Genomic DNA, 25,697 nt, shown 5'->3' with positions numbered 1-25,697 from the left:
CGGGATTGTATGAGCGACGCGGCGCCACATTCTCAGTCGTCATACCCGGGCTTCTCCCGGGCATCCACGGACTGTAGAGCCGTGGACAAGAACGCGGATGGCCGGGACAAGCCCGGCCATGACGGAGTGCGGGGCAGGGGCCTTCGTGCCCTCTCAGCCCTCGCGTTCACCCTCATCCTCGCCATCGTCGGATTCGTCGCCTGGGTCTACTCCCTCGGCCCGCTTCCGCTCGACGAAGCGCGCCAGGTCTCCACGACCATCGTCGACCGCAATGGAAAGCTGCTGCGTGCCTATGCCATGGCGGATGGGCGCTGGCGGCTGCCGGTCGACGCCAAGACCAGCGTCGATCCGACGTACCTGAAACTGCTGTTCGCCTATGAGGACCAGCGATTCTACGCCCACAACGGCCTCGACCCGCTGGCGCTGGCGCGCGCGGCGTTGCAGCTCGGAACGCGCGGCCACATCGTCTCGGGCGGCTCGACCATCACCATGCAGCTTGCGCGACTGATGGAGCCGCGGCGGCAGCGCTCGCTTCACGCCAAGCTGCGGCAGATCGTGCGCGCGATCGAGCTGGAGCGGACGCTGAGCAAGGAGCAGATCCTCGATCTCTATCTCGCGCTCGCGCCTTACGGCGGCAATCTCGAAGGTATCCGCGCCGCCTCCATCGCCTATCTCGGCAAGGAGCCGAAGCGGCTGTCGCTGGCGGAGGCCGCGCTGCTGGTCGCGTTGCCGCAATCGCCGGAAACTCGCCGTCTCGACCGCCATCCGGAGGCGGCACGCAAGGCGCGCGACCGCGTGCTCGACCGCATGGTCGAGGAGCATGTGGTCAGCGCAGACGATGCCAGGCAGGCCAAGGCGGTGCCCGTGCCGAAGCTGCGCAAGCCGATGCCGATCCTGGCGCCGCATGCCTCGGACACCGCGCTTTCGACGGTCAAGGACGCGCCGGTCATCAAGCTCACGTTGGACGCGAACCTGCAGAAGGTGCTGGAGCCGCTGGCGCGCGATCGCGCCATCGCGCTCGGGCCGAACATCTCGGTCGGGATCATTGTCGTCGACAACGAAAGCGGCGACGTGCTCGCGCGTGTCGGCTCGGCGGATTATTTCGACGAGAGCCGGGCAGGGCAGGTCGACATGACGCGCGCCGTCCGCTCACCGGGTTCGACGCTGAAACCCTTCATCTACGGGCTCGCCTTCGAGGACGGCTTTGTCCACCCCGACAGCCTGATCGACGACCGCCCGGTCCGCTTCGGCTCCTACGCGCCGGAGAATTTCGACATGACCTTCCAGGGCACGGTGCCGGTGAGGAAGGCGCTGCAGTTGTCGCTGAACGTACCGGCCATCGTGCTGCTCGACCGCGTCGGCTCCAGCCGACTGACCTCGCGGTTGCGGCAGGCCGGCGGCAACCTGGTTCTGCCCAAGGACGAGACGCCGGGGCTCGCCATGGGGCTCGGCGGGGTGGGCGTGACGCTCCAGGACCTCGCCCAGCTCTATGCGGGTTTCGCCCGTCTCGGCACCACCAAGCCGCTGCGTGAGGTCGTGACTGAACAGGACGACCGCGAGCTGCTCCGGCTGCTGGATCAGGTCGCGGCCTGGCAGGTCGGCAACGTACTGCTGGGAACGCCGCCGCCGGAGAATGCTGCCCACAACCGGATCGCGTTCAAGACCGGGACGTCCTACGGCTATCGCGACGCCTGGTCGGTCGGCTTCGATGGCCGTATGACCATCGGCGTCTGGGTCGGCCGGCCCGACGGCGCCCCGGTTCCCGGCCTGATCGGGCGCGTCGCTGCCGCGCCGATCCTGTTCGACGCCTTTGCCAGGACCGGCAAGACGCTCGCCCCGTTGCCGAAGGCGCCCAAGGGAACCCTGGTGGCGGGCAACGCCAAGCTGCCGCTGCCTCTGAAGCGGTTCCGCCCGGTCGGGGAGCTGGTGCGCACCGGGAGCGAGCAGGCGCTGCACATTCAGTTTCCGCTCAACGGTTCGCGGATCGATGTCGATCGATCAGGCAGCCGGGAGAACGCAGCCATGCCGGTCAAAGTCGCCGGCGGTGTGCTGCCCATGACGATCATGGTTAACGGCACCGCGCTCGGCGAGATCGACGGCCGCCGCCAGCGGCTGATTGATCCGCCCGGACCGGGCTTTGCCCGGGTCACCGTGATCGACGCCACGGGCGCCGCGGACACAGTCGTCATTCGAATTCAATGACCCTGCCTCAAGCGGTTGTGGCGATGGCGGTTTCAGCGTAAGCGGAACCAATGGCCGAGACCTACCCAAGCCCCCGTTTTGGTGCACCCCGCGAGTCGAAATCACCCGCAAATCCGGGCAGTGGACTCGTGCGCATGCTCGACATCGTCACGGCCAGCCATGCGCGCGCGGTCGGCTTCCTGGTGCTGTGCGCGCTGCTGCTGTTTCTGCCGGGCTTCTTCACCATCCCGCCGATCGATCGCGACGAAGCGCGGTTCGCCCAGGCCACCAAGCAGATGGTCGAGAGCGGCGACTACGTCGATATCCGCTTTCAGGAGGACGTCCGCTACAAGAAGCCGGTCGGCATCTACTGGTTGCAATCGGCGACCGTCGAAGCTGCGTCGATGCTCAAGCTGCCGAAGGCCGAATTGCGCATCTGGGTCTACCGGCTGCCGTCGCTGATGGGCGCGATCGGCGCCGTGCTCATGACCTATTGGGCCGCGCTCGGCTTCGTCACGCGGCGCGCAGCCGTGCTGGCGGCGCTGATGATGTGCGCGTCCGTGCTGCTCGGGGTCGAGGCGCGGCTGGCGAAGACCGATGCCATGCTGCTGCTCTGCGTCGTCGCCGCGATGGGCGCGATGGCGCGGGCCTATTTGTCCTGGCAGCGCGCCGAGGACGAGACGCATCCGCCCTGGAGCTGGCCCGCGATCTTCTGGACCGCGCTCGCTGTCGGCGTCCTGATCAAGGGCCCGCTGATCCTAATGTTCGCAGGTCTCACCATCGTCGTGCTTGCGATCCAGGATCGCGATGCCTCCTGGCTGTGGAAGCTGCGCCCGCTCTGGGGTCTGATGTGGATGCTGGTGCTGGTGCTGCCCTGGTTCCTCGCGATCTTCTGGCGCGCGGGCGATGCCTTCTTCGCCGATTCCGTCGGCGGCGACATGCTGAGCAAGTTGGGGGCCCAGGAATCTCATGGCGCGCCGCCCGGACTGTACCTCGCATTGTTCTGGATCACGTTCTGGCCGGGCGCACCGCTTGCGGCGATGGCGGCGCCCGCGGTATGGCGGGCGCGGCGCGAGCCCGGCGCGCAGTTCCTGCTGGCCTGGCTGATCCCGTCCTGGATCGTGTTCGAGGCCGTGCTGACCAAGCTGCCGCATTACGTGCTGCCGCTCTATCCGGCGATCGCGATCCTCACCGCAGGCGCGGTGGAGCGGCGCGTGCTGTCGCGTTCCTGGTTGATGCGCGGTTCGGCCTGGTGGTTCGCGATCCCCGCAGCCGCCTCGATCATCGCGGTCGTCGGGTCGGTGATGCTGACGCGGCAGCCGGCCTTCGTGGCCTGGCCGTTCATCGCGGCCTCGCTGATCTTTGGCCTGTTCGCCTGGTGGCTCTACGACAACAATCGTGCCGAGCGCTCGCTGCTCAACGCGCTGGTCGCAGCCCTGATGCTGGCGGTGACGGTCTACGGCATCGTCCTGCCGTCACTGACGCCGCTGTTTCCGAGCATCGAGATCGCGCGCGCGCTTCGCAACGTCACCTGCGTCGGACCGAAGGCGGCTGCGGCCGGTTATCACGAGCCGAGCCTCGTCTTCCTGGTGGGCACCCGGACCCTGCTCACCGACGGCTCCGGTGCGGCGGATTTCCTGCGGCAGGGCAGCTGCCGCTTCGCGCTGATCGAGCAGCGTTCGGAGCGCAGCTTCGTGCAGCGCGCCGAGGCGATCGGGCTGCGCTACAAGGTCGGCGCGCGCATCGACGGTTATAACTTCTCGCAAGGGCGCGCGATCTCGATCTCGATCTTCCGCTCGGAAGGCACCGAGTAGGATGCGGGCGCCGACCGACATTGCGCCGCGTGCCGGCTATCCCGCACAATTGCTCGCCGTGTCCTGGGGTGCGCTGGCGCAACTCGTGCGGTCGCCCTCGCATTCGCGCCGGGCCGAGGCCGCCCGAAAGCTGGCGCGGCACTCCCTCTGGCTCAGCGCAGTGGGCGCGGCGCTGGTCATCGTGCTGATGGTCGGGCTCGATCAGACCGAGATCGAGCTGATGCCGCCGCGCGGCACACCAAGCCTGTGGCCGATCCGCATCCTCACCGATTTCGGCAAGGACGAGTATCTGCTGATCGTGCTGGGGGCTGCGCTGGTGGCTGTGGCGTTCGTTGCAGCATGGCTGCACGGGACTCGCCGCGCACTGCTGCTCGGCTTCGGCACGCGGCTTCAGTACATATTTCTGTCTGTTGCCGTGTCGGCGCTTGTCGCCGAGATCCTGAAATTTCTCATCGGCCGCGGCCGCCCGTTCGTGGGCGGCAAGGCCAATCCGTTCAATTTCGTGCCGTTCGAGGGGACGGGGGCCTATGCCAGCCTGCCGTCGGGACATGCAGTGGCAGCGTTCGCCCTGGCGTTTGCGGTCTCGGCGCTGTGGCCGCGCCTGCGGGTTTTCATGTTCACTTACGCAATCGTGATCCTGCTGACGCGCCTGGTGCTGCTCGCGCATCACCCGAGCGACGTCGTGGCCGGCGCCCTGGTCGGAATGGTCGGCGCCATGACGGTGCGTTACTGGTTCGCGGCCCGGCGGCTCGGCTTTGCCATCCGCGCCGACGGCACCATCGTGCCTCTTCCGGGAGCGGCCCGGGGCCGCCTCAAAGGGGTTGCCCACGGGGCATCCGCCCCATAAAAGCGGCTGCCTGCCGGGACCGCCGGTTCCCCAAGGCGCAGGCCAAATCCAACCACGAGCCTCCTTTGTCGACGTCCCAGCCTTCGGTCTCCATCGTCGTTCCCGTGCGCAACGAGGCCGACAACATTGCGCCGCTGATCGCGGAGATCGGCGCGGCGCTCGATGGCCGCTGGGCCTATGAGATCATCTACATCAACGACGGCTCCACCGATGCGACCGGCGAGCGGCTTGCCGCCATCATGAAGCAGCGGAGCAATCTGCGTCAGCTCCGCCATGCGCGGTCTGGCGGCCAATCGGCGGCCGTGCGCAGTGGTGTGCGTGCGGCGCGCGGGGACATCGTGGCGACGCTCGACGGCGATGGCCAGAACAATCCCGCCTTCCTCCCGGACCTGATCGCGGCGGTCGAGAAAAGCGCGCGCGTCGGGCTGGCCGCCGGCCAGCGGGTCGGGCGCAAGGACACCGGCTTCAAGAAGTTCCAGTCGCGCGTGGCGAACGGCGTTCGCAATGCCATCCTGAAAGACGGCACGCGCGACACCGGCTGCGGACTCAAGGCGTTCCGGCGCGACGTCTTCCTGATGCTGCCTTATTTCGACGGGCTGCATCGCTTCCTGCCGGCGCTGGTGCGCCGGGAAGGCTACGAGATCGCCTATGTCGACGTGATCGACCGGCCGCGCCACTCCGGCGTATCAAATTACGGCTTCTTCGACCGGCTGTGGATCGGGATCATGGATCTCGCCGGCGTGTGGTGGCTGATCCGCCGCAAGAAGCCGACTCCTGAGGTGACCGAGGTGAACGCATGATCATTCAATACGGTCAGGCGGTCAGCAACTACTTCTACGACGTCTTCGTCGCCAAGTTCGACTTCTGGCTCGCATTCGGCCTGGTCGCGCAGCTCTTCTTCACGGCGCGATTCCTGGTGCAGTGGATCGCGAGCGAGCGGGCCGGCAACAGCGTGGTGCCGATGGCATTCTGGTTCTGCTCGATGGGCGGCGGCGTGATGACCCTGATCTACGGCATCGTGAAGCGGGAGCCCGTCATCATCATGGGCCAGCTGTTCGCGACCATCATCTATCTTCGCAACATCATGCTGATCTGGAAGAACCACGGCACCGCGTCGAAGACGCTGGATCGCTGATCCTATCGCGGCAGCACCGATGCCGCGCCTGACGCGGGCAGGGTGGCTGCATCCGCCTCGGTTCTGCGGTAGGGCTCGCCGGCCGCGTCGAGTACGGGATAGGCGACCGAGCAGATGTGCGAGTGGATGCGGCGCAGGTCGCGCAGCACGTCGAGATGCAGCGAGGTGGTCTCGATGGTCTCGGGACGGCCCTCGCGCAGGCGGTCGAGATGGCGCTCGACCGCGGCAAGCTCGGTGTTGCGCAGCGCGGTCTTCTCCACCAGCAGCTTGCGCGCCTCGTTGGCGTCGCCCGACATGAAGACGCCGAACGCGATACGCAGCGAGTCCATCGTGCGCTTGTGGAAGGCGGCGAGCTCGTCGGCCCCTTCCGCCGAGAACTGGAAGCGCCGCTTGATCTTCTTGGTGGCGAGCTCGCTCAGACTCTTGTCGATGATGTCGCCGATGTGCTCGAGGTTGATGGCAAAGGAGATGATCTCCATCGCGCGGCGCCCCTCACTTTCGTCGAGGCTGCCCCGCATCAGCTTGGTCGCGTAGAGCTTGATGGCCTCGTCGAGACCGTCGACGAGATTGTCCATCTTGGAGACCTGGTCGACCAGTGCACGGTCGCCGGTCATCATCGCGGCCATCACCTTGCGCAGCATCACCTCGACGAGATCGCCCATGCGCAACGTTTCGCGGGCGGCGTCGGCGAGCGCCAGGGACGGTGTCTCCAGCGCGGTCTCGTCGAGATAGCGCGGCCGGGCCGGGTCGGCCTCCTGCACGCGATCCGGCAAAAGGCGGGTGAGCAGGCGCGACATAGTGTCGAGCAGGCCGATGAAGACGACGGCCGTGCCGACGTTGAAGGCGATGTGGAAGGCCGCCGTCATCTTGGCGAGATCGGGCTGCCAGGCGTGCATGTGCTCGGCGATCACGCCCAGGAAGGGCAGGACGAGGGCAATCCCGGTCACGCGGTTGACGAGATTGCCGACCGGCAGGCGATAGCTCGCGGGGTCGTCGCGCCTTGCACCTTCAAACAACGGATTGATGGCACTGCCGAGATTGGCGCCGAGCACCAGTGCGAGGGCAGCTTCAGGCGTAATGAACTGCGAATAGACCAGCGACATGATCAGCAGCACGCTGGCGACGCTCGAATGCACCGCCCAGGTGACGAGGGCGGCGATGACGATGCACAGGACCGGGTCGCCGGTGATGGCCGACATCACGACGCGGACGCCGGGCGCGTTCTCCGCCGGCGCCAGCGTGTCGAGCAGGATGTGCAACGAGAGCAGCATCAGGCCGAGGCCGATGCAGACGCGGCCGATGTCCTTGATCCGCGAGCGCGCGCCGGAGCGGAAGGCCACGAGTCCGAGCACGAACAGGACCGGCGCAACGGCTGCGATGTTGAACGACAGCACTTGCACGATCAGCGTCGTGCCGACATTGGCTCCCAACATGATGGCGAGCGCAGCGGCGAGGCTGACGAGGCCCTCGGCCGCGAACGAACTCGTGATCAGCGCCGTCGCCGTGCTGCTCTGGAGCAGCGCGGTGAGTCCGAGGCCGGCGGCGAAGGCGCTGCCGCGATTGCTCAGCGCCTTGCCGAGCAGCCGCCGCAGGTCGGGACCGAAGGCGCGCAAAATGCCGCTGTGGACCATGTGCAGGCCCCACAGCAACAGGGCAACGCCGCCCATGAGATCGAGCAGAACCAACGTTCCCATGCTCCGTGTCCGGATTGGAGTCGATTGGCGAGGCTAGCGCCAAACGGGAGCCGATCAAACTCTTTGTTGGCGCATCGGCGTTAACGTTTGCGGCAGCGGCGCGTTCCCGCGGCGCGCGATTGCACGTCCGCTGGAGCGTGGTTGCCGTGTCCCCAGGCGCGTTGCCTCGCGAGCAGGTTCAGATTGCCGCTTTCAGGGCAGCGAAGCCGCGATCGAGATCGGCCTTGAGGTCGTCGACGTTCTCAAGCCCGATGTGCAGACGCAGCGTCGGCCCGCCGGGCGCCCACTTGGTCGCGGTGCGATAGGCATCGCAATCGAAGGGGATCACGAGGCTCTCGAAGCCGCCCCAGGAGAAGCCCATGCCGAACAGCTTCAGCGTATCGAGCATGGTGTCGACCGCCTTCTGCGGCGCCGGCTTCAGCACGATGCTGAACAGGCCTGACGCACCGGTGAAGTCGCGCTTCCAGATCGCATGGCCGGGATCGGTTTCGAGCCCCGGATGCAGCACGCGCGCGACCTCGGGTCTGGCGGCGAGCCAGCGTGCCATGTCGAGTCCGGAGCGATGATGCTGCGCCAATCGCACCGACAGCGTGCGTAATCCGCGCAGCGCCAGGAAGACGTCGTCGGGGCCCGCGCAGACGCCGAGCAGGCGGATGCCCTCGTTGATCTGCGGCCAAGCCTTGGCATTGGCAGAGATCGTGCCGAACATGATGTCGGAATGGCCGCCGATATATTTGGTGGCCGCCTGCATGCTGATGTCGACACCCTGATCGAGCGAGCGGTGATAGAGCGGGGTCGCCCAGGTGTTGTCGTCGATGACGAGCGCGCCGCGGGCATGCGCGACCTCGGCGATGGCGCGGATGTCGGGCATCTCGAACGACTGCGAGCCTGGCGCCTCGACCAGCACCGCACGCGTGTTGGGCTTGAACAGCTTGTCGATGCCCGCACCGATCAGCGGATCGAAATAGGTGGTCTCGACCCCATAGCGGGCCAGCATGCCGTTGCAGAAATTGCGCGAAGGCCGGTAGACGTTGTCGACGACCAGAATATGGTCGCCGGTCTTCAGTACCGAGAGCAGGGTGGTGGAGATCGCCGAAAGCCCGGACGGCACGATGCCGACGCCGGCGCATTGCGGTCCCTCCAGCGCCATCAGCGTGTCCTGGAACGCCTTGGTCGTCGGGGTGCCGTGGCGGCCATACGTGAACTCGCCGCGATGGGCGTGCAGGTCTTCGGCGGTCGGATAGAGCACGGTCGAGCCGTGGAACACCGGCGGATTGACGAACCCCTTCTGCGCCTTGGTGTCGCGGCCGGAGGTGACCAGCCGGGTCTCGGCGTGCTGCTGCTGGGGGTGCGAGGAATCCATGCGTCTGCTTTCAAAATCGCGTTTCCGCCGGGTGCGTTGCGCCCGCGGGCGGGCCGAAAGGCCGTCGTCGTTAATAACAGAACACAGAAGAGTCTCGTCAACCCCTTGACCCGGCAGGCCAGTCGTTCTGTGATGCGCAGGTGCTATTCAGTCGCCGCATGTTGAGGGGCCTGCCGCGACCTTCGATCCAATGTCTGACCGGACCTTGCGCCACAGCCGTAATGGCGGGCGCCTGCGGCGGGGATTAAGGTATGGCCTCCCGGGATCGGCGGGTGTTCGGCAAGGTGTTCCAGCATGACTCTTGCAAGGCTAGCCCTGGTACGATTAGCCCTGGCAGAGATGACCCCAAAGACAACATTCCTGATCTTGAGACGACCTTGAAAGGCCCGAAGCCCATGAAACGCGTAACCCTGGCTCTCACCCTTGCTCTCGCCGCCGGCCTCTCTGCCGAAGCCGCCGATGCGCAAACGCTCAAGACCGTCAAGGAACGGGGTATGCTGTCCTGCGGCGTCAGTCAGGGCTTGCCTGGCTTCTCCTCTCCGGATGACAAGGGCAACTGGACCGGCATCGACGTCGACGTCTGCCGCGCCATTGCGGGGGCGATCTTCAACGATCCGACCAAGGTCAAGTACGTGCCGCTGTCCGCCAAGGACCGCTTCACGGCGCTGCAATCCGGCGAGATCGACGTGCTCTCGCGCAACACCACCTGGACCATCTCGCGCGACACGTCGCTCGGCGCCAATTTCACCGGCGTGACCTATTATGACGGGCAGGGCTTCATGGTGAAGAAGTCCCTCAAGGTGAATTCGGCGCTCGAGCTCAACAGCGCATCGGTCTGCGTGCAGACCGGCACCACCACCGAGCAGAATCTCGCCGACTACTTCAAGGCCAACAACATGAAGTACGAGGTGATCGCGTTCGCCACCAACGACGAAACCGTCAAGGCCTATGAAGCCGGCCGTTGCGACGTCTTCACCACCGACCAGTCGGGCCTGTACGCCAATCGTCTGAAGCTCGCCAGTCCCAACGACCACATGGTGCTCCCCGAGATCATCTCGAAGGAACCGCTCGGTCCGATGGTGCGCCACGGCGACGACCAGTGGTTCGACATCGTGAAATGGACGCTGTTTGCGATGATCACCGCTGAAGAACTCGGCGTCACCTCGAAGAACGTCGACGAGAAGGCGAAGCTGGAAAATCCGGAACTGAAGCGCGTGCTCGGCAGCGACGGCAATTTCGGCGAACAGCTCGGCCTGACCAAGGATTGGGTGGTGCGGATCGTGAAGGCGGTCGGCAATTACGGCGAGGTGTTCGATCGCAACGTCGGCGCAGGCTCGCCGCTCGCCATCAATCGCGGTCTCAACAATCTCTGGAACAAGGGCGGTCTTCAGTACGCGCCGCCCATCCGCTGATCACCCCGATCGGCCGGCAACGGCATGAGCACCGAGGCCCGAAAACCGCCGGCCCAGATTGCGCTGAAGATCCGGCGCCTCCTGGGCGGCAAGGCAGGCTGGAACGGCGTTGCCGTCCAGTTTGCCTTCGCGGCGATCCTGGGCTGGATCGGCTATGAAATCGTCTCCAATGCTCGCGCCAACCTCGAGAACCAGCACATCGCCGCCGGCTTCGGCTTCCTCAGGAACAATGCCGGCTTCGACGTCAACCAGACCCTGATCCCCTATACCGGCTCGGACACGTTCCTGCGCGTGTTCGTGGTCGGGTTGCTGAACACGCTCGTCGTCTCGGTGGTGGGCATCGTCTTCGCCACCGTGATCGGCTTCATCGTCGCGCTGTGCCGGCTGTCGCCCAATTGGCTGTTGTCGCGCGTCGGCGAGCTCTATGTCGAGGTCATCCGCAACCTTCCGCTCCTGTTCCAGATCCTGTTCTGGTACCTCGCGGTGCTCGCGGCACTGCCCAATCCGCGGCAGAGCATTTCCCTGCTCGGCATCGCCTTCGTCAGCAATCGTGGTCTCGTCATTCCGCGCCCGATCGGCGAGAGCGGCCTCGAGCCGTTCCTGGCGATGCTGGTGTTCGGCATCGTGGCGTCACTGGCCCTGCGCTTCCATGCGCGACGCGCGCTGTTCCAGGAAGGGCGCATGATCCGGATCTGGCCCTATGTGCTGGGCCTGCTGTTCGGGCTGCCGGTCGCGACCATGCTGGTGTTCGGCTTGCCCTTCACCTTCGAGCTGCCGCAGCTCAAGGGCTTCAACTTCGCGGGTGGCTCGCGCATCATCCCGGAATTCGTGGCGCTGACGGTGGCGCTGTCGACCTATACCGCCGCCTTCATCGCCGAGATCGTGCGCGCCGGCATCCTGTCCGTTCACAAGGGGCAGATGGAGGCGGGATCCTCGCTCGGTCTCAGCCGCGGCGCCACGCTACGCCTGATCGTCATACCGCAGGCCATGCGCGTCATCGTGCCGCCGCTGACCAACCAGTACCTCAATCTCACCAAGAACTCGTCGCTGGCGGTCGCGATCGGCTATCCCGACCTGGTGTCGGTGTTCGCCGGCACGTCGCTGAGCCAGACCGGGCAGGCGATCGAGATCATCGCGATGACGATGGGCGTCTATCTCCTGATCTCGCTGCTCACCAGCGCCGTCATGAGCGTCTACGGTTGGCGCGTCAGCCGGAGTCTCGGCGCATGACCGATATCGCCTCAAGCAGCTTCGTCCGCCAGGACCTGCTCGCCGAGCGGCCCGCGCCGGTCAAGACCACGGGCTTCATCGGCCTGGTGCGTACGCGCCTGTTTAACTCGCCGACCAACATCCTGCTCACGATCGTGGGCGCCTTGCTGCTCTGGTTCACCATCGTTCCTTCCGTCAGGTTCCTGATGGTCGATGCGGTCTGGAGCGGCCAGGACCGCACCGCCTGCCTCACCGAGAACGCCGGCTTTGTGGTCGGCGCCTGCTGGCCCTACATCCAGGCGAAACTCCCGCAACTGATCTACGGCTTCTATCCCGAGGCGGAGCGCTGGCGGGTCGACCTCACGATGTTGCTCGCGGTCGTGCTGCTGCTTCCGCTGCTCGTTCCGCGGCTGCCGGCGAAGGGCCTGAACGCGGGCCTGTTCTTCGTTGCCTTTCCGGTGGTCGCATTCTTCCTGCTGCACGGCGGCGGTATCAAGGGCTTCGGCCTGAGCTGGACGGCCGGCCTGCTCCAACTGTTCGACGAGAGTATCATCGGTGCCGGGCAGGCGCTCCTCAGTCTCAGCAAGACGTCCGCCATCGCACCGTTGCTGTGGGTTGTCGGCAGCCTCATCGTGCTGGTCGGCACGGCGATCTCCTGGCTGATCTTTCCGCTCACCTGGCTGCGCGATTACGTCCAGGTGATCGGGCAGCCGGTCTGGGCTGATTTCGGCATCACGGCCGCGATTGTCAGCCTGATCGCGTTCTTTCTTGCTGGCGGCATTCGCACCGGCGGGCGGGCTCTGGCATCCAGCATCGCCACCTTCATTGCCATCGCGATCGTCATCAAGCTGATGGGCCTGGATCGCGGCGGATTGCCGATCGTGACGACCAATCTATGGGGCGGCCTCCTGGTGACATTGGTGGTCTCCGTCACCGGCATCGTCACCTCGCTGCCGATCGGCATCGCGCTGGCGCTCGGCCGCCGTTCCACCATTCCCTTGATCCGGATCTTCTCGATCGCCTTCATCGAGTTCTGGCGCGGTGTGCCGCTGATCACCGTGCTGTTCTTCGCCACCTACATGCTGCCCCTGTTCCTGCCCGGGAATTTCACCGTCGACGGCCTGGTCCGGGCGCTGATCGGCATCGCGCTGTTCACGGGCGCCTATCAGGCCGAGAACGTCCGCGGCGGGCTCGCTGCGATCCCGCGCGGGCAAGGCGAGGCCGCCGCCGCTCTCGGCCTGTCCTGGTGGAAAACGACCTCGCTGATCGTGCTGCCGCAGGCGCTGCGTCACGTCATTCCGAACCTCGTCAACAGCTTCATCTCGTTGTTCAAGGACACCTCGCTGGTCTCGATCGTGGCACTGTTCGACCTCCTGGGCTCGCTTCGCGCCTCGTTCTCGGATCCGAAATGGTCGACGCCGTCGACCGCGTTCACCGGCTTCGCCTTCGCCGGGATCATCTATTTCATCTTCTGCTTTGGAATGTCGCGCTACTCGCTGTTCGTCGAGCGTCGCCTCAACGCCCACCGCCGCAGCTGATCGAGGCCACCATGTCCGCCCCCATCGTCAAGATTTCCGGCCTGAACAAATGGTACGGCGAATTCCACGTGCTGCGTGACATCGACCTGGCTGTCGCGAAGGGCGAGCGCATCGTGATCTGCGGGCCCTCGGGCTCCGGCAAGTCGACCTTGATCCGCTGCATCAATGCGCTGGAGGAATTCCAGGAGGGCGAGATCGTCGTCGACGGCATCGAGCTCGGCCCCAACCTCAAGCATGTCGATGCCGTGCGCCGCGAGGTCGGCATGGTGTTCCAGAGCTTCAACCTGTTCCCGCACCTGACCGTGCTCGACAATTGCACGCTGGCGCCGATCTGGGTCCGCAACATCCCCAAGAAGGAGGCCGAGGCGACCGCGATGAAATTCCTGGAGCGGGTCAAGATCCCGCACCAGGCGAACAAGTTTCCGGGTCAGATGTCCGGCGGCCAGCAGCAGCGCGTCGCGATCGCCCGCGCGCTGACCATGAACCCGAAGGTGATGCTGTTCGACGAGCCGACCTCGGCGCTCGATCCCGAGATGGTCAAGGAGGTTCTCGACACCATGGTCGACCTCGCCGAGGAGGGCATGACCATGCTGGTCGTCACCCACGAGATGGGCTTTGCCCGGGAAGTGGCCAACCGTGTCGTGTTCATGGACGCCGGCCAGATCATCGAGGCCAACACGCCGAGAGAATTCTTCGCCGCCCCACGGCATGCCCGCACCAAACTGTTCCTGAGCCAGATCCTGCGGTGAGCCCCCGCAACCCGGTGGCCTCGCCGGTCTGACCGCCGCCGCAAGCTTGGCACCATGCGAATCAGCTCGTCTCTTTTCGGACCATCCTCCGGAGAGAAACCTTGCAGAGCAGTCTCGGCGCGCGCGCATACCAGAACGCGCGATTGCAGAAGAAGTTGAGGAAGCAGGCGGACGCCGTCATGTCCTTCGCGGTCGAGGCACTCGGGCAGGGCAGACTTGCCGAGGCCGAGACGCTGTGCCGCGAGATCTTGAAAGAGGTTCCGGATCATTTCCACGCCACGCATCTGCTCGGCCTGCGCGCGTTCGACGGTGGCCGGCTCGATGAGGCGGAATTCCTGCTCGAGCGCGCGATTGCGCTCGACCCGCGTTCGCCCGACGCCCATGGCAATCTCGGGGCCGTGTACTTCGATCTCCAGAAATTTCAGGCCGCCCGCGCATGCCAGGAGAAGGCCATTGCGCTGAAGCCGAATTGTCCGATCACCCTGACCAATCTCGGCAATACGCTGCTGCACATCGGTCTCGGCGAAGAGGCGATCGGGCTGCACGACCGCGCGATCAGGCTGAAGCCGGACTATGCCGATGCATTTTGCAACCGCGGCATGGCGGAGCTGATGACCGGCAAGTTCGAGCGGGCCAAAGAGAGCTTCGATCGCGCCCTGTCGCTTCAGCCGCGTCATGCCGAGGCAATCGCCGGCATGGGCATGGTGAATCTCGAGCTCAGGCACTTCAACGAGGCTGCCGCCGCCTTCGACGCAGCGCTCGCGATCAAGCCAGGGTCACCCAGGATTCTGCTGCAGCGCGGACGGCTCAATTTGAGCCGGTCCCGGCTGGAGCAGGCGGCAGCGGACCTCGATGCGGCGCTAACGCAATCGCCACGGCTCGAGCTCGCGCTGTGCTGGAGGGCGCAAATCGACATCCTCGTGGGGAACACGGCGCGGGCGATGGCGGGCGTCAAGACGCTGCTCGAGGTCAATCCGCGGTCGGAGATGGGATTGGCGCTACTTGCGGCTTGCCATGTGAACCAGGGAGACATCGCGACGGCGCTCGCGCATCTCGATGCGGCGCTGGAGATCGCGCCGGACTTTCCGGAGGCGATCGGATACAAGATTTTCGTGCTGGATTATCTGCCGCAGGCCGATTTCGTAGCCCAGCAGGCGGCCCGAAAATACTGGTGGGAGGCGATCGGCGCCAAGTTGCCGAGAAGGACGCTCGCGCCACGGGAGCTCGATCCGGACAGGCGGATCGTCATCGGGTATGTCGCGTCCGAATTCAGGCGCCACTCGGCAGCGTATTCGCTGTTGCCGGTGCTGCGCTATCATGATCACGCCAGGTTCAAGATCGTCTGCTATTCCTGCTGGCCGTCGCAGGATGAGATGACCGAACAGTTCAAGCCTTTGGCGGACGTCTGGGTCGATGCCGCGCAGCTTTCGGACGACGAACTGGCCGATCGTATCCAGGCCGATGGGATCGATATTCTGATCGACGTATCAGGACATACGACCGGCAGCCGGCTCCATGTCTTCGCCCGCAAGCCGGCCCCGATCCAGGTCACGGGCTTCGGGCATGCGACGGGGACCGGCCTTCGGACCATGGACTACGTGCTCGCGGATCCGGTCTTCATTCCGCCATCCGCGCGCCATCTGCTGGCTGAGAAGGTTCACGATCTGCCCTGCCTGATCACGATCGATCCCATCCTGGATGCGCAGCCTTCGGAGCTTCCCATGCTCCGCAACGGCCATGTGACCTTCGGCGTGTTCAACCGCATCTTCAAGATCTCGGACGAGGCCATCGGTGTGTGGTCGAAGGTGATGCGCGAGGTAACCGGATCGAAGATCGTCATCAAGAACGGACTGCTGGACGATCCCATGCTGCGCGACCGCCTGGTTGCGCGGTTCGTCGAACAGGGTATCGCCGACGACAACGTCGTCTGCATGGGCTCGACCCCGCGCGCCGAGCATCTGCGGGCCTTTGCGGATGTCGACATTTCGCTGGATACCTTCCCGCAAAACGGCGGCATCAGCACCTGGGAATCGCTCTATGCCGGCGTTCCGGTCGTCGCCAAGCTCGGCAGCGGCGCCTCGTCGCGCGCCGGCGGGTCGATCGTCGCGGCCGTCGGTCTTGGCGACTGGGTCGCCGAGGATGACGAAGGCTATGCCGCACTCGCGTGCAAATATGCGGCGCAGCCGGCTTATCTGGCCAAGCTGCGCGCAGAATTGCCGGCCCGGATCGCGGCTTCGCCTGCCGGCAATGTCGAGACCTACACGCGTAAGGTCGAGGCGGGGTATCGCCAGTTCTGGCGCGACTATTGCGCCGCGGCCCCGGAAGGCGGGGACGTAGCGTAGGCCGCGGCCAGATCTTGCGCAGAGCACCGGGAAACCCCGGGGGCCTCGCCGTTCCAGCCGACCGGGCGGCCTTGACGACGAATCAGCTAGACTCTCCGGGCGGCCATCCTTCGGAGAGCAACCTTGCAGAGCAGCGGCGCCGGCGCCCGCGCATTCCAGAACGCGCGATTGCAGAAGAAACTGATGAAGCAGGCGGATGCCGTCATCTCCGCCGCAGCGAGCGCCTATGGCCAGGGCCGATATGCGGAGACCGAGGCACTTTGCCGCGAGATCCTGAAGGCACTTCCGGATCATTTCGATGCCACGCATTTGCTCGGCCTGTGCGCCCATGACGGCCGTCGCCTGGCGGAGGCGCAACAGCTGCTCGAGCGTGCGATTGCGCTCGATCCGCGTTCGCACGAAGCCCACAGCAACCTCGCGACCGTGTACTTCGACCTCAAAAAACTCGAGGATGCGCGCAGGTGCCAGGAGAGGGCGATCGCGCTGAAGCCGAACTTCCCGCTCGCGCTGACCAACCTCGGCAATACCCTGCTGCACATGAAGCTCGCCGAGCAGGCCATCGAACTGCACGATCGCGCCATCAAGCTGAAGCCGGACTATGCCGATGCGTTCTGCAATCGGGGCATGGCCGAACTGATGATGGGCCAGTTCGACCGCGCCAGGGAGAGTTTCGACCGCGCCCTGTTGTTTCAGCCGCGTCACGCCGAAGCGATCGCCGGCAAGGGGATGCTGAGCGTCGAGCTCCGGCACTTCGACGAGGCCGAAGCCGCGCTCGCGGCGGGACTGGCGATCAAGCCCAATTCGGCGAGGATGCTGGCCCAGCGCGGACGGCTCAACTTCGATCTGTCGCGGCTGCCGCAGGCCGCCGCGGACTTCGATGCCGCGCTGGCGCAATCGCCCACGCTCGAGCTGGCGCTGCGCGGGAAGGCACAAGTCAACATTCTCCTGGGGAACACGGCGCAGGCGATTGCGGCCGTGAAGACCCTGCTCGAGGAAAATCCACGCTCCGAGATCGGCATGGCGCTGCTGGCGTCGTGTTATGCGAGCCAGGGAGACATCGCGACGGCGCTCGAGCATCTCGACAAGGCGCTGGAGCTCCGGCCGGATTATGCGGACGCCATCGAGCGCAAGATCTTCTTGCTGGACTATCTTTCCGAGGCCGGTTTCGCGGTCCAGCAGGCGGCGCGAAAATCCTGGTGGGATGCGGTCGGCGCCAACTTGCCGCGAAGGACGCTGGCGCCGCGCAAGCTCGATCCGGACAAGCGGATCGTGGTCGGATATGTCGCGTCCGAGTTCAGGAACCACTCGGCCGCGCTCACTTTATTGCCGGTGTTGCGCCATCATGATCACGCCAGGTTCGAGATCATCTGCTATTCGTGCTTTCCGTTGCCGGACGAGATGACCGAACGCTTCAAGCCTTTGGCGGACGTCTGGGTCGACGCCGGGCAGCTCTCGGACGACGAACTGGCCAATCGGATCCAGGCCGACAAGGTCGATGTGCTGATCGACGTATCAGGCCACACGACCGGCAACAGGCTCCATGTCTTCGCCAGGAAACCCGCGCCCATCCAGGTCACGGGTTTCGGACATGCCACCGGGACCGGCCTTCAGACCATGGACTACGTGCTCGCCGATCCGGTCTTCATTCCGCAATCGGCGCGCCATCTGCTGGCCGAGAAGGTTCACGATCTGCCATGCCTGATCACGATCGAGCCCGTGCTGGACGTGCCGACGTCGGAGCTGCCCATGCTCCGCAACGGCTATGTGACCTTCGGCGTCTTCAACCGCATCTACAAGATCTCGGACGAAGCCATCCGGGTGTGGTCGAAGGTGATGCGCGCGGTTCCCGGATCGAAGATCATCATCAAGCACGGGCTGCTTGACGATCCCTTGCTGCGCGACAGCCTGGCCGCACGGTTCGTGGCGCACGGCATCGACGCAGAGAATATCACCTGCATGGGCTCGACCTCGCGCCACGAGCATCTGCTGGCCTTCGCGAAGGTCGACATCTCGCTCGATACGTTCCCGCAAAATGGCGGCATCAGCACCTGGGAATCGCTCTATGCTGGCGTTCCGGTCGTGGCCAAGCTCGGCAACGGCGCCTCGTCGCGCGCCGGCGGCTCGATCGTGGCTGCGGTCGGTCTCGATGACTGGGTCGCCGAGGACGACGAAGGCTATGCCGCGATCGCGTACAAATATGCGGCGCAGCCCGCCCTTCTGGCGAAACTGCGCGCGGAACTGCCGGCGCGGATCGCAGCTTCGCCCGCGGGCAATGTCGAGATCTACACGCGGAAGGTCGAGGCGGGTTATCGCCAGTTCTGGCGCAACTATTGTGCCGCAGCCTCGGAACGCGGCGAGGTGGCGTAGGCGCTGGAGACCGCAAAGTCCCGGAGGCGATGCTGGTCCAGTAACCCGCCGGCCCGGCCTGCGAATCGGCTAGACTCTTTCCGGGCGATCCTCCGGAGACAATCCTTTGCAGAGCAGCGGCGCCGGTGCGCGCGCATTCCAGAACGCGCGATTGCAGAAGAAATTGAAGAAGCAGGCGGACGCCGTCATCGCCGCCGCGGCGAGCGCCTATGGCCAGGGCCGATATGCGGAGACCGAGGCGCTGTGCCGTCAGATCCTGCAAGCTGTTCCCGATCATTTCGACGCCACCCATTTGCTCGGTCTGTGCGCGCAAAACGGCCGGCGCCTGGAAGAGGCGCAGCGGCTGCTCGAGCGCGCGATCGCGCTCGATCCGCGTTCGCACGAGGCCCACAGCCATCTCGGAGCCGTGCATTTCGATCTCAGGAACTTCGAGGATGCGCGCCGGTGCCACGAGAAGGCGATCGCGCTGAAGCCGAATTTTCCGCTCGCGCTGGCCAATCTCGGCAATACGCTGCTTCACTTGAATCTCCCAGACCAGGCCATCGAACAGTACGATCGCGCGATCAGGCTGAAGCCGGACTCGGCCGATGCACTCTGCAATCGCGGCCTGGCGGAGCTGGCGCTGCGCCAGTTTGATCGCGCCAAACAGAGTTTCGAGCGCGCTCTGGTGTTTCAGCCGCGTCATGCGGAAGCGCTCGTCGGCAAAGGCGTGGTCTGTATCGACCTCAAGCAATATGACGAGGCGGAAGCCGCGCTCGCAGCGGCGCTCGCGATCCGGCCGGGCTCGGCGAAGACCCTGGCGCACCGCGGCCGGCTCCATTTCGAGCTGTCGCGGCTGGAGCAGGCGGCTGCGGATTATGACGCCGCGCTTGCGCTTTCGCCCAGGCTCGAGGTCGCCCTGCAGGGCAAGGCGCAAGTCAGCATCCAGTTGGGAAACACGGCCGAGGCGATTGCGGCCGTCAAGATCCTGCTTGCGGAAAATCCGCGCTCAGCGATCGCGATGACGCTGCTGAGCGCCTGTTTCGCAAACCAGGGAGAGATCGCATCCACCATCGCGCATCTCGACGCCGCGCTGGCGATCGCGCCGGACAATGCGGACCTGATCGCGCGCAAGATTTTCTTCCTGGACTTTCTCTCCGATGCCGATTTCGCGGTCCAGCAGGCCGCGCGCAAATATTGGTGGGACGCGATCGGCGCCAAATTGCCGCGAAGGACGCCGGCAGCGCGGGAGCTCGATCCGGACAAGCGGATCGTGGTCGGATACGTCGCGGCCGAGTTCTGGTACCACTCGGCGGCGTTCGCCCTGCTGCCGGTGCTGCGCCATCACGATCACGCCAGGTTCGAGATCGTCTGCTATTCGTGCTCGCCGCGACGAGATGAGATGACCGCCGAATTCAACTCCTATGCGGACATCTGGGTCGACGCCTGGCAGCTATCGGACGACGAACTGGCCGATCGTATCCAGGCCGACAAGGTCGACATCCTGATCGACGTATCCGGGCATTCGTCGGGCAACAGGCTTCCTGTCTTCGCCCGCAAGCCGGCCCCCATTCAAGTCACGGGTTTCGGACATGCCACCGGGACCGGCCTTCAGACCATGGGCTACGTGCTCGCGGACCCCATCTTCATTCCGCAATCGGCGCGCCATCTGCTGGCGGAAAAAGTCCATGATCTGCCGTGCCTGATCACGATCGATCCCATCCTGGACGTGCCTCCGTCGGAGCTGCCCATGCTCCGCAACGGCTATGTGACCTTCGGCGTGTTCAACCGCATCTACAAGATCTCGGACGAGGCCATCCGGGCGTGGTCGAAGGTGATGCGCGCGGTAGCCGGATCGAAGATCATCATCAAGCATACCCTGCTTGACGACCCGTTGCTGCGCGACAGCCTGGTCGCGCGGTTCGTGGCAGAGGGGGTCGCCGACGACAACGTCGTCTGCATGGGCTCGACCCCGCGCGCCGAGCATCTGCGGGCCTTTGCGGATGTCGACATTTCGCTGGATACCTTCCCGCAAAACGGCGGCATCAGCACCTGGGAATCGCTCTATGCCGGCGTTCCCGTCGTCGCCAAGCTCGGAAATGGCGCCTCGTCGCGCGCCGGCGGGTCGATCCTTTCAGCCGTCGGTCTGGAGGACTGGGTCGCCGAGGACGATGAAGGCTATGCCGCGATCGCGTGCAAATATGCGGCGCAGCCCGCCCATCTGGCGAAGCTGCGCGCGGAACTGCCGGCCCGGATCGCAGCTTCGCCTGCCGGCAACGTCGAGATCTACACGCGCAAGGTCGAGGCGGGTTATCGCCAGTTCTGGCGTGACTATTGTGCCGCAGCCTCGGAACGCGGCGACGTGGCGTAAATGGGCCGAACCGGGGACGCTTTGCGGGCGCGCGTCGCCGACGTGCGCCTTCCTGCGACGATCACACGAAGGGCGGCTTGATGTTGCTGCGCTTCTCCAGCCACTCCGGCACCGGCAAGTTCTTGGCCCGCATGAAGTCCGCGTTGAACAGCTTCGACAGATAGCGGCTGCCGGAATCGCACAGCACGGTGACGATCGTCTTGCCGGGCCCGAGCTGCCTGGCAAGGCGGATCGCGCCGACCACGTTGATGCCGGTCGAGCCGCCGAGGCACAAGCCTTCGTGCTGCAGCAGCTCGTAGATCGCGCTGACGGCTTCGGCATCGGGAATGAGATGGGTATCGTCGACCTTGGCGGTCTCGACGATCGCAGTGGCGCGGTTGAGGCCGATGCCTTCGGTGATCGAGCCGCCGGGCGTCGCCTTGGCCTCACCGGTCCTGAAATATTCGTACATGCCGGCGCCGTGCGGATCGGCGCAGGCGATGCGGATGCTCTTGCTCTTGTCTTTCAGATAACGGCTGACGCCGGCCAGCGTGCCGCCGCTGCCGACCGAGCAGACGAAGCCGTCGACCTTGCCGCCGGTCTGCTCCCAGATCTCGGGGCCGGTGGATTCGTAGTGCGCCTTGGCATTGTCGAGGTTGTTCCACTGATCGGCAAACAGTACGCCGTTTGGCTCGGTCTTGCGCAGCTCGTCGGCCAGCCGCCGGCCGACATGCTGGTAGTTGTTGGGATTGGCATAGGGCAGGGCCGGCACCTCGATCAGCTCGGCGCCGCACAGCTTCAGAAAGTCCTTCTTTTCCTGGCTCTGCGTCTCCGGGATCACGATCAGGGTGCGGTAGCCGCGCGCGCTCGCCACGACCGCGAGCCCGATGCCGGTATTGCCGGCGGTCGCTTCCACCACGAGACCCCCGGGCTTGAGCTCGCCGCGCTTCTCAGCCTCCAGGATCATCCATTTGCCGGCGCGGTCCTTGACCGACTGGCCCGGATTCATGAACTCGGCCTTGCCGAGAATGGTGCATCCGGTCAATTCCGAGGCGCGCTTCAGCTTGATCAGCGGGGTGTTGCCGATGGCTTCGACAACGTCGTTACGAATGGTCATGTCGGGGGAAATCACTGGCAAGGGGTTGATCAGCTTTGGCCAGAACCTAGTGCTTGGGAGGCCAAAGGGGAAGGCTTTTGCGCTGCGGCGAACCGGACCGAAACGCGCGCCCGAACAGTGATATTCCGAGTGGCGAGGCCGGCGATGATGCGCTCGGCCACGAGACGGGATATCGGTAGGAGGAAATCACTGAATGCCGTCGGGGGACGAAACGATAGCGCGCGTCACGAGCGGTCTTGCGACCAATTTTTGCCAGGGACGAGACGTGTCGAGATCGAGGAGCGTGGGCAGCACGTCGAAGGCCGAAGAGATATCGGCACGATGGACGGCTTCGCTTTCGGCAAATTGACGGACTTGTGAGGTGGCCAGAAGGCGCGACTGGGCTGAAGCTGCGTGGTGCAGTCGAACTGAAGGGCACAGCAGCCGGTGTGGCAGCAATATCACATGAAATCTTGGTAAGCTTGATCTCGTTTCCCCGACGTCACGTAGTGGGAGAAGTGTCTGCGAGACAGGTACTTTTTGCATTCCTGTCAGTTTTGCGCCCGCTCGTTCGCACGGGCATCTCGCAACTGCGACACTGTCCCCCTGTTCCGTGCCCGGCTAGTATGAAGCTCGAGGTTCCGCAGAAAGCATCGCCTGTGACCGAGTTGCCGAAAGCCCCCCCACCATCCTGCCGCGAATCGGTTAATCCCGCGGCGGGGTGGCGGCTCGATCTGCCCGGCGGGGGGTGGAAGTGACACAACATGTTCCGGCGATCGCCATGTGGCGATCATCGCGCTCTGCGTCCTGGACGCATCGTGCGGCGCGCTGGCTTGCGGTGCTGAGCCTCTCCGCCGGTTCGGGCGCTTGCGTGCTGACGCAGGATCTGCCCGACCCCGCGCTCGATGTTCCCGCGCAATACAAATATGCCGGGAAGGGGGATGTGCCGCCGTCGCTGGATTGGTGGCGCGGCTTCCGCTCAGCCGAGCTGACGCAGCTGATGGTGGAGGCGCAGACCGTCAACCTCGACATCGCCGCTGCCGTTTCGCGCATCGTCCAGGCCGATGCCCAGGCGCGGCAGGCGGGTGCTGCGCTGCTGCCGAGCCTGTCGACAGCCGGCTCGGAAACCTATTCGCGCACCTCGGGTTCGAGCGCCTCTGGTCTGTCCATCGGCGGGCGCGAGGTCGTCAATTATTCGGCCTCGCTCAGCGCGAGCTATCAGCTCGACTTCTGGGGCCAGAACCGCGACGCGCTGCAGACGGCGGAGGAGACCGCGAACGCCAATCGTTTCGATCGCGACACGGTCGCGCTGACAACGCTCGCAGCCGTCGCCAACGCCTATTTCCAGGTCCTGGCCTCGCAGGACCGCATCAGGACCTCACAGCGCAACATCGCGAGCGCGCAGCGCATCCTCGATGCGGTCCGGGAGCGCCGCAAGGCCGGCACCGGCACCGATCTCGATGTCGCCCAGCAGGAGAGCGTGCTTGCGAACCAGAAGGCCCTGGTGCCGCCGCTGCGCCAGACGCTGGACCAGAACGTCAACGCGCTCGCTGTGCTGATCTCGCGCCCGCCGGAGAGCGTGCGCGTGCTCGGCGGCTCGCTGGACCGGATCGCGATCCCACGCGTGACGCCAGGCCTGCCGTCGGAGCTGCTGACGCAGCGACCGGACATCCGCCGGCAGGAGGCGCAGCTCGCCTCCGCCACCGCGAACATCGGCAATGCCCGCGCGCAGTTCTTTCCGACCATCCAGCTCACCGGCAATGGCGGCTACCAGAGCTCGGCACTGGTCTCGCTGTTCCAGCCGCACGCGGCCTTCTTCCAGCTCGTCGGCAGCGCCACGCAGCCGATCTTCGACGGCGGCCGGATCCTCGGCAATTTCGAATTTGCCAAGGCGCGCCAGGACGAGCTGCTCCAGACCTACCGCAAGACCATCGTCCAGGCCTTTGCCGACGTCGACAATGCGCTGTTCTCGATCAAGCAGACCACGATCCGGCTGCAATTGCAGCGCGACGTCGTTGCTGCCTCGCGCCGCGCCTTCGATCTGTCGGAGCAGCAACTGCGCGCCGGCACTGCCGACATCGTGACCGTGCTCAACACCCAACTGACCCTGTTCCAGGCGGAAGACGTGCTGTCGCAGGCCCAACTCGCACGGCTTCTCGCCATCGTCAGCCTGTACCAGGCGCTCGGCGGCGGTTGGGAGCCGCGAATGGAGAAACCGGTCAATGCTCTTTAAGCCGGATACGAAGCAGGGCGCGGAAGAGGGGACGGCGAAAAAATCGCGCGGCCGCGGCTTCGTCATGACCCTGATCACGCTCGCTATCCTGGGCGGCCTTGGCTACCTCGGCTGGATCGTCACGCATCAGCAACAGGCCAACAACCGCAACCAGCGCCCCGATCTGCCGGTGCCCGTGCTGGCGGCGAGCCCGCGCATCCAGGACGTGCCGGTTTATCTCGATGGCGTCGGGGCGATCCGCGCGCTCAACACCGTGACCGTGCGCTCGCAGGTCGACGGCAAGCTGATCGCCGTCAACTTCACGGAGGGCCAGGACGTCAAGAAGGGTGACGTGCTCGGCGAGATCGATCCGGCGATTTACCAGGCGCAGTACGACCAGGCGGTGGCCAAGAAGGCGCAGGACCAGGCCCAGCTCGCCAATCAGCGCATCGATCTCGCCCGCTACGAGCAGCTCGCCGCCTCCAATGCCGGCTCCAAGCAGCAGGCCGATACCCAGCGCGCGCTGGTGGCGCAGACCGAGGCGCTGGTGAAAGCCGACCAGGCCGCGATCGACAACGCGGCCGCGACGCTGAGCTACACCAAGATCGTGGCGCCGATCTCGGGCCGGGCCGGCCTGCGCCAGGTCGATCAGGGCAACATCGTCCACGCCTCCGACACCACCGGCCTCGTGGTGATCACGCAATTGCAGCCGATCGCGGTGTGGTTCAGCCTCCCGCAGCAGCAGATCATGCGCGTCAACGCGGCCGCCGCAAAGGGCACGCTCGCCGTCGACGTGTTCGGAAATGACGGCATCACCGTGATCGATACCGGCAAGCTCACCGGCATCGACAACCAGGTCGACCAGACCACCGGCACGCTCAAGCTCAAGGCGGAGTTTCCGAACGCCCATTACCAGCTTTGGCCTGGCCAGTTCGTCAATGTCCGGCTGAAGGTCGAGACCTTGATGCAGGCGCTGGTGGTGCCGACCTCTGCGGTGCAGCGCGGTCCGATCGGGACCTTCAGCTACGTCATCGGCGAGGACAACATCGTCTCGGCCAAGCCCGTGACGGTGACCCAGCAGAACGAGCATGACGCCGTCATCGCCAGCGGCCTCTCGCCGACCGACAAGGTCGTCACCACGGGCTTTGCCAATCTGTCCGATGGCTCCAAGGTGATCGTGGGCCGCGACGACCAGACCCCGTCGGCCGATCTCGCGCCGCGCAAGCGCTCGCGCGGGCCGGACGCCCAGAAGAAGGAGGTTGCCAAAGAAGGCCAGAAGGACGGTCAAGGCAAGGACGGCGAGTTCCGCGCCAAGCGGAAGAGCAGCGAGGGCGACCAGAAGGGACAGACCGGGCCGGCACCGGGGCCGGGGGCATCCGGAAGCGGAGCCAAGCAGCCATGATCCCGAC

Annotated in this window: 17 protein-coding genes; 14 read left to right on the top strand and 3 right to left on the bottom strand. The window is 65.3% G+C overall.

Features of this window, described 5'->3' with window-relative positions; all coding sequences use genetic code 11:
* Positions 1 to 9 precede the first annotated feature (9 nt).
* The 5 genes from pbpC to ABIA42_RS14400 all read left to right on the top strand — a co-directional run bounded on the left by pbpC (position 10) and on the right by ABIA42_RS14400 (position 5,977).
* Positions 10 to 2,202: a penicillin-binding protein 1C gene (gene pbpC, locus ABIA42_RS14420; RefSeq protein WP_370112843.1), complete on the top strand. Its 2,193-nt coding sequence runs from the start codon at positions 10 to 12 to the stop codon at positions 2,200 to 2,202.
* 50 nt (positions 2,203 to 2,252) lie between these two features.
* The gene (locus tag ABIA42_RS14415) at positions 2,253 to 3,995 is read left to right on the top strand and encodes a glycosyltransferase family 39 protein (protein WP_271528436.1); all 1,743 of its coding nucleotides are present in this window, start codon (positions 2,253 to 2,255) and stop codon (positions 3,993 to 3,995) included.
* Between the two features lies 1 nt (position 3,996).
* A complete protein-coding gene (locus tag ABIA42_RS14410) occupies positions 3,997 to 4,842 on the top strand; it encodes a phosphatase PAP2 family protein (protein WP_370143783.1) in 846 nt (281 codons plus the stop codon).
* Positions 4,843 to 4,907: 65 nt separating this feature from the next.
* Positions 4,908 to 5,642, top strand: coding sequence for a glycosyltransferase family 2 protein (locus tag ABIA42_RS14405; protein WP_271528434.1), 735 nt, complete (start codon positions 4,908 to 4,910; stop codon positions 5,640 to 5,642).
* Entirely contained in the window at positions 5,639 to 5,977 is a 339-nt protein-coding gene (locus ABIA42_RS14400) for a lipid-A-disaccharide synthase N-terminal domain-containing protein (protein WP_271528433.1), read from the top strand. The genes ABIA42_RS14405 and ABIA42_RS14400 overlap by 4 nt, the downstream gene beginning before the upstream one ends.
* A gap of 2 nt (positions 5,978 to 5,979) precedes the next feature.
* Here the strand turns inward: ABIA42_RS14400 and ABIA42_RS14395 are convergent, their stop codons facing one another.
* Both ABIA42_RS14395 and metC read right to left on the bottom strand, forming a co-directional pair.
* Positions 5,980 to 7,671, bottom strand: a complete 1,692-nt coding sequence (locus tag ABIA42_RS14395) for a Na/Pi cotransporter family protein (protein WP_370112846.1) — start codon at positions 7,669 to 7,671, stop codon at positions 5,980 to 5,982.
* Positions 7,672 to 7,849: 178 nt separating this feature from the next.
* Positions 7,850 to 9,034, bottom strand: a complete 1,185-nt coding sequence (gene metC, locus ABIA42_RS14390; RefSeq protein WP_370112848.1) for a cystathionine beta-lyase — start codon at positions 9,032 to 9,034, stop codon at positions 7,850 to 7,852.
* Between the two features lie 395 nt (positions 9,035 to 9,429).
* On the opposite strand from metC, the gene ABIA42_RS14385 reads away from it, so the two are divergent.
* The 7 genes from ABIA42_RS14385 (at position 9,430) to ABIA42_RS14355 (ending at position 21,001) form a co-directional block, all read left to right on the top strand.
* A complete protein-coding gene (locus tag ABIA42_RS14385; RefSeq protein WP_370112850.1) occupies positions 9,430 to 10,446 on the top strand; it encodes an amino acid ABC transporter substrate-binding protein in 1,017 nt (338 codons plus the stop codon).
* A gap of 24 nt (positions 10,447 to 10,470) precedes the next feature.
* Positions 10,471 to 11,676 carry an amino acid ABC transporter permease gene (locus ABIA42_RS14380; RefSeq protein WP_370112852.1) on the top strand — a complete coding sequence of 402 codons (1,206 nt, stop codon included), beginning with the start codon at positions 10,471 to 10,473 and terminating at the stop codon, positions 11,674 to 11,676.
* Complete coding sequence (locus ABIA42_RS14375) at positions 11,673 to 13,193, top strand: amino acid ABC transporter permease (protein WP_370112854.1); 1,521 nt, start codon at positions 11,673 to 11,675, stop codon at positions 13,191 to 13,193. The genes ABIA42_RS14380 and ABIA42_RS14375 overlap by 4 nt, the downstream gene beginning before the upstream one ends.
* A gap of 11 nt (positions 13,194 to 13,204) precedes the next feature.
* Positions 13,205 to 13,942, top strand: coding sequence for an amino acid ABC transporter ATP-binding protein (locus ABIA42_RS14370; protein ID WP_271528427.1), 738 nt, complete (start codon positions 13,205 to 13,207; stop codon positions 13,940 to 13,942).
* 101 nt (positions 13,943 to 14,043) lie between these two features.
* On the top strand, positions 14,044 to 16,284 hold the full coding sequence (locus ABIA42_RS14365) for a tetratricopeptide repeat protein (RefSeq protein WP_271528426.1): 2,241 nt from the start codon (positions 14,044 to 14,046) through the stop codon (positions 16,282 to 16,284).
* 123 nt (positions 16,285 to 16,407) lie between these two features.
* Complete coding sequence (locus ABIA42_RS14360) at positions 16,408 to 18,651, top strand: tetratricopeptide repeat protein (RefSeq protein WP_271528425.1); 2,244 nt, start codon at positions 16,408 to 16,410, stop codon at positions 18,649 to 18,651.
* Between the two features lie 106 nt (positions 18,652 to 18,757).
* A complete protein-coding gene (locus tag ABIA42_RS14355; RefSeq protein WP_370112857.1) occupies positions 18,758 to 21,001 on the top strand; it encodes a tetratricopeptide repeat protein in 2,244 nt (747 codons plus the stop codon).
* 61 nt (positions 21,002 to 21,062) lie between these two features.
* On the opposite strand, the gene ABIA42_RS14350 is transcribed toward ABIA42_RS14355, so the two are convergent.
* Positions 21,063 to 22,097, bottom strand: a complete 1,035-nt coding sequence (locus ABIA42_RS14350) for a cysteine synthase A (RefSeq protein WP_370112859.1) — start codon at positions 22,095 to 22,097, stop codon at positions 21,063 to 21,065.
* A gap of 760 nt (positions 22,098 to 22,857) precedes the next feature.
* Here ABIA42_RS14350 and ABIA42_RS14345 point away from each other — a divergent pair.
* Together ABIA42_RS14345 and ABIA42_RS14340 are read left to right on the top strand one after the other, a co-directional pair.
* Positions 22,858 to 24,309 (top strand): efflux transporter outer membrane subunit, encoded by a 1,452-nt coding sequence (locus tag ABIA42_RS14345; protein ID WP_370112861.1) that lies wholly within the window; start codon positions 22,858 to 22,860, stop codon positions 24,307 to 24,309.
* Positions 24,299 to 25,690, top strand: coding sequence for an efflux RND transporter periplasmic adaptor subunit (locus tag ABIA42_RS14340; RefSeq protein WP_370112863.1), 1,392 nt, complete (start codon positions 24,299 to 24,301; stop codon positions 25,688 to 25,690). Before ABIA42_RS14345 ends, ABIA42_RS14340 begins: the two co-directional genes overlap by 11 nt.
* Positions 25,691 to 25,697 lie beyond the last annotated feature (7 nt).

The organism is Bradyrhizobium sp. USDA 327, assembly GCF_041262065.1.
GTDB classification, from domain to species: Bacteria; Pseudomonadota; Alphaproteobacteria; order Rhizobiales; family Xanthobacteraceae; genus Bradyrhizobium; species Bradyrhizobium liaoningense.
This window is presented reverse-complemented; position numbering and strand designations above follow the sequence as displayed.